Origin of the sequence: Corallococcus sicarius, from assembly GCF_003611735.1 — a bacterium.
GTDB lineage: Bacteria > Myxococcota > Myxococcia > Myxococcales > Myxococcaceae > Corallococcus > Corallococcus sicarius.
In genome coordinates, this window is sequence record NZ_RAWG01000638.1 from 1 (window position 1) to 1,290 (window position 1,290).

A 1,290-nucleotide genomic window follows, 5' to 3' on the forward strand; every position below is an offset into this window, starting at 1 on the left:
ATGAAGGAGCCGTCGATGATGGACAGGGTGGGGAGGATGGCCTCGGGGAGGGTGGGCGCCTCGATGCGCAGGTTGCCCCGCAGGCGGTCGATGCCTTCGAGCACGATGAGGTCCACGGCGCTCGTCACCACGAAGTCTCCGTCGTGGGTGCGGGGGGCCTCGCACAGGATGAGGGTCCCCGTGTAGCCGCCGGGGTCTGGCAGGGTGTCGCCGTTGCTGTCCTCGAAGGCGACCACGCCCGTTCCCTTCGTGGCGCAGTACCCGCCCCCGGGTTCGATCTCGAAATGCCGGAGGCGCAGGTGGGCCAATGCCACGCCGCACGCGTAGTCCGCGCTGTTGCTCTCCGCCGCGTCGAGGACGCCGTCCAGGTCCAGGTCCGCGCCGGCCTCCACCACCGAACCGCCCTGCTCGCACGGCGCGACGGCGCCGGGCAGCTCGCGCACGCGCGAGAGCACGGGGGCGGGCTCGTTGCAGACCTGCACCTTGCGGGAGATCTCCCCGTCCTCCAGCAGCCCGTTGCCGTTGGCGTCGTGACCGGCGTGCGTCACCTGTCCGCCCCGGGGGCACTCCACCCCGGGCGCCACCGGGCGCACGCGCACCAGCACATGGGTGACCGTGGTGGCACAGACGTACTCGGTGGACGTCACCTCCGCGTCGTCCAGCCCTCCGCTGGCGTCGAGGTCCAGCCCGGACTGCACGGCCTGTCCGCCGAAGAGGCAGTTCGTCCCCGTCGGCTCGGCCCGGACGCGGGTGCGCACCCCGGGGAGGGCGTCGGCGCAGACGTAGTCGGTGGCGCTGACCTCGAAGTCGTCGAGCACCCCGTCGCGGTCCTGGTCCAGGCCCGACAAGAAGGCCTGCCCACCGAAGGGACAGTGCTCACCCGCGGGCTCTGGGCGGACCCGGGTCCGCGCGTCGCGCTGGGTGATGCGGGAGAGATCAATGGCGTCACAGCCACTGCCGATGAGCGCGAGCACCGCCACCCATGTTCCCCATGTGCGTCGCATGCGTGCCTTCTCCGTCCGGCCCCCCGACCTCACCTCCCTGTTCATACGGAGGGAGGGGATTTGCCGGGTCATTTCCCACTGAATCTGGCCGGGGCTTCCCCGCAAGGCCCCGGAACTCCAGGCCCGGTGGCCCCGGTGCGGGCGCCTTCTATCGGAAATCCCCGCCGCAAGACAGGCAGGGGGGCCCGGCGTTACGCGAGGTGTAAGAGCGCGCCGGGTGCCGCGTTGGCCCGGGAAAGGAGGCTTCACCATGCCGCACTCCCACCCGCATCCCCCTGCCCCGCCT

The 1,290-nt window shown here is 71.6% G+C and carries 1 protein-coding gene; it reads right to left on the bottom strand.

Features of this window, described 5'->3' with window-relative positions; all coding sequences use genetic code 11:
• A partial coding sequence (locus tag D7X12_RS41415; protein WP_439329425.1) for a DUF7151 family protein occupies positions 1-1,004 on the bottom strand: 1,004 nt, incomplete at its 3' end.
• Positions 1,005-1,290 lie beyond the last annotated feature (286 nt).